This window comes from Bacteroidales bacterium (assembly GCA_013314715.1).
In the GTDB taxonomy this organism is placed as follows: Bacteria; Bacteroidota; Bacteroidia; order Bacteroidales; family GWA2-32-17; genus Ch61.
Genome location: JABUFC010000092.1, coordinates 1 through 3968, shown reverse-complemented (window position 1 = coordinate 3968; position 3968 = coordinate 1). Strand labels below are relative to the sequence as shown.

General features: G+C 35.8%; 3 protein-coding genes. All 3 read left to right on the top strand.

Features of this window, described 5'->3' with window-relative positions:
- Positions 1–341: 341 nt before the first annotated feature.
- Positions 342–1430 (top strand): undecaprenyl/decaprenyl-phosphate alpha-N-acetylglucosaminyl 1-phosphate transferase, encoded by a 1089-nt coding sequence (locus HPY79_12405; GenBank protein ID NSW46602.1) that lies wholly within the window; start codon positions 342–344, stop codon positions 1428–1430.
- Between the two features lie 3 nt (positions 1431–1433).
- A complete protein-coding gene (locus HPY79_12400; protein NSW46601.1) occupies positions 1434–2930 on the top strand; it encodes a hypothetical protein in 1497 nt (498 codons plus the stop codon).
- A 260-nt stretch (positions 2931–3190) separates the two neighbouring features.
- A partial coding sequence (locus HPY79_12395; GenBank protein ID NSW46600.1) for a hypothetical protein occupies positions 3191–3968 on the top strand: 778 nt, incomplete at its 3' end.

The window sequence follows — 3968 nt, the reverse complement described above, 5'->3', positions numbered from 1 at the left end:
TTATTTTCATGTGTAATTATTTTTTAATTTTTAAATTAAGGTCACATGGAATACGCCATTCGAATAAAGAGCAAGGCTTATTTGTGAGTGATAATTTCATTTTCGGTTGCTGTGAATTTATTCTCATGGCTATTTCATAATATTTTCATGTCATTGCGATTTTTCTACATTTTAGAAGCAGCAGCAATCTTATTGTTGCCATCTTGCTAAAAGTGATTGGTGTAGGGCGCTTCGCTCAGTTTGTTTGCGATGACAATAGTGGAAATATTTATCATTTATACGTCATTTTTTGCTAAATTTTGTATTTAAGTATGCTTTATTTAAATTTGTCAAAATTTTGAATGATTTTCAACCATATGGAATGGTCGCAAGAGTATAATATTTTATTTGCCTTTCTTACGTCTTTATTGACATCATTACTTTCGATTCCAACTATCATAACAGTTGCAAAGATGAAGCACTTGTACGATGAGCCCAATCCTCGTAAATTACATCAAAACAATATTCCAACACTTGGTGGATTAGCTATTTTATTTGGATTCTTTTTTAGCATGTCTTTTTGGACTAACTTTGCTTATTGTTGGCATTTGCAATATGTAGTTACTGCATGCATTGTGATAGCCGTTATAGGCATTAAAGATGATATTGTAGGGCTTTCACCCTTAAAAAAGGCTGTTGGGCAGTTGGTGGCATCTGTAATATTAGTTGTTTGGGGCGATGTGCGTATTACTTCATGGTTTGGAATATTGGGGGTAACCGAATTACCTTTTTTAGTTAGCGTAGTATTTTCTATTTTTACAGTGTTGGTTATTATCAATGCGTTTAATTTAATTGATGGCATCGATGGTTTAGCTGCTAGTATGGGCATAATATCATCGTTGGCATACGGTATCTATTTTTATTTTTTTGACCCGAATTTTCAACATGCTATTTTGGCGGTAGCTCTTACCGGAGCACTACTTGGATTCTTATATTACAATAAAACACCGGCAAAAATATTTATGGGCGATACCGGTTCTATGCTTATTGGTCTAATTATGGCTATGCTCGCTATTGAATTTATCAATACTAATCTGCATCCTTCTATGAACTTGTATTTTAGGTCTTACTCTGCTCCAACATTGGCCATGTCTATTATTTTTGTCCCGTTATTTGATGTGATTCGCGTTTTTACAATCCGAATATTTTCAGGGCATTCTCCATTTAAACCAGATAAAAAGCACTTACATCACCTTTTATTAAATTTAGGTTATTCGCATTTAAAAGCTACGTTTATTTTATCGTTATTTTCAATGTTGCTTATTGTGGTTGCTTTTTCGATTCATAGGTATGGTAATTATTGGATTGGTTTTACTTTGTTAACTTTTTCGTTGTTATTTACAGGATGGCTCTATTTTAGAAATGCTCGAAAAAATGCCTCAAAAAAATAAAACATGCGTATTTTTTTGCTGTTGGGATTCGTTTTACTTGTTTATGAGTCAAAAGCTCAGGAGTTACCACTTTCTTTGGTTTGGAATGAACGGCAAAAAACAGAATATGTCATGCAGCAGAAAGATTCCTTTTTACATGGGGGATTTTTTCCTATAACCAAACACACAAAAGAACTCGATTCTGTTTTTGTGCAATATCTTATGGATGTTCGTTATGAGCAGCAATCTTATTTTAAGCAGTTTTCGCCTCATAGCTTTGTTCAGGTAAAAGATAAAGACTTTATTTTGCATATCAATCCACTTGTTAATTGGACTTATTCGAACGATAGCCTTCATTCTTTTAGTCAGAATTTGCGAGGTGTTTATATTAGTGGGCAGTTTGAACAACGCTTTCGTTTTGTTACAACCATGGTTGAAAATCAGGCATTTTATCAGGATTATGTAGTGCGATATATAAAAAAAAATGGGGTAGTGCCTGGGAGTGGACGCGTTCGTGGTTTTAAGGATGGTGGTTACGATTTTTCGCAAGCATCGGGAATGATTGAATTTCAGCCAAGCAAGCATTGGCAATTTTTATTGGGGCATAGCCGTCAGTTTATCGGATATGGCTATCGTTCTGTTTTGCTAAGCGATGCACCTCTCGATTATCCACTTTTTAGAATATCATTCACGCGTAAACGTTGGCAGTATGTTGCTACTTATGCTGTTTTTCAAAATGCTTCGGCTTTTGACGACCGCACTAAGGTTTACTCGCGTAAGTATAGCAGTCAACATTATTTAAGCTTTTCAATCATGCCTCAATGGGAATGGGCATTTTTCGAGAATACGCTTTTCAATGCCATGTCGTTAAAGAATAATCGTCCACCCGAAGAATTTTATATTCCTGTTATCGGAAGTCAAGCTTTGCTCTATGGCTTAAATAATCGAAAAAATGTGATGTTGGGAACACAAACGCAACTATCGTTGTTGCCTAAACTTAAAATTTATGGGCAATGGGCTTTGGATGAACTTTCGAACAACGATTCACTTCGCCAAAACAAAATGGCGTGGCAGTGTGGAATAAAAATAAACGAGCCCTTAGGTATAAAAAATCTTTTTTTGCTTATAGAATACAACGAGGCAACACCTGCTATGTATGTGGGTGCAAGCGAACGCGAAACTTTTACGCAACATAATGAGCCTATCGCCCATCCATTGGGAAATCATTTTTCGGAGAAATTACTAATGCTACATTATACTTATAAACGATGGTTCTTAAACTTGAAACTAAACGATGCCCGTTATGCCACTCACGAAAAACGCTTACCGCAAATCGATACCATTAGCAACCTTGCTCATGTTTCGCAATGGAAAGTTGAGAGTGGACTTATAGTGCATCGCCCTTCTCGTTTGCAACTTCTTGTAGGATTACATGTGCGGAGTGAAACATCTTATCCAACTACAACCTATTTCTATATAAGCCTTAGAACACAGATGAATAATTTTTACGACGATTTTTAAATTTTTAATTTTTAAATAAATGAAGTACTAATAATTTTTAATAAAATAGTTTATGTTATATAAAACTATTTACCAACTATACAATAACAACTACCATTTGTAAATTCAAACCAACCATCTATACAATAACAACGTAGTTTAAAAATTTGCCTCTTGACAATAAAAAAAAATATCCTTTATATTTGCAACAAATTAGTTTATCAACTTATGCGCTTTATTAGCCAATTTTTCATTTGTAAAGCCCTCCAGAAAGCACATGGGTGGTAATAGCCTTATTGTCAATTAGTTGTATGGCTTTAATGCCTATTTGTATGCAAGCTCAAAATCAAATTCAATGTTCATCTCCTGGAAACTGCAATGGATGGTTATACCATAAAAATAAAATAGGTATAGGCTTTGATTGGAGCGAAGCCTATGTACCCCGAACAACATTACACCTGCACGAGTTTAATTCTATTAACACTTATTTAAATATAACCAACCAAACGACAGGTTTCCCGGTTGGTAACCAAACCATCGGGATGTTTATCGGAATGACAGGTAATAAAGCAACCATCACTAATTTTCAGAACGATAACTTAGTATTGGCAACCGGCACCACCGAACGTTTGGTAATAACACCGGAAGGAAATAGCGGCATCGGCATCTCTACACCTCAAAATGTATTGCACATTCACAAACCGATAGGCATAATAAATAATATAAACGGCGATGAAAATAAAAGCACGTTGGCAACCAACATTTATGGCATACAAATAACGAACAATACCACTGGAACCGGTCAAAGTAGCGGCTTACTAATAGGCTTAGCCGCTAATGGCAATGCACGTATGGTACAACAGGGGCAGCAAAGCATATCGTTAGGTACCAACAATGTTGATATGTTTACGATAAATTCTTTGGGCAATATTGGTATAGGCACCACCAACCCAACCGCCAAGCTTCACACCAACGGCACAGTACGCATGGAAAATCTGACGGTGGCCACGCAAGCTACCAATGCACGCGTTTTACTTATCGATGCACAAGGCAATGTGA

Coding starts and splice junctions, on each gene's coding strand:
- HPY79_12405 (NSW46602.1), top strand. CDS start 342: ATGATTTTCAACCATATGGAATGGTCGCAAGAGTATAATATTTTATTT.
- HPY79_12400 (NSW46601.1), top strand. CDS start 1,434: ATGCGTATTTTTTTGCTGTTGGGATTCGTTTTACTTGTTTATGAGTCA.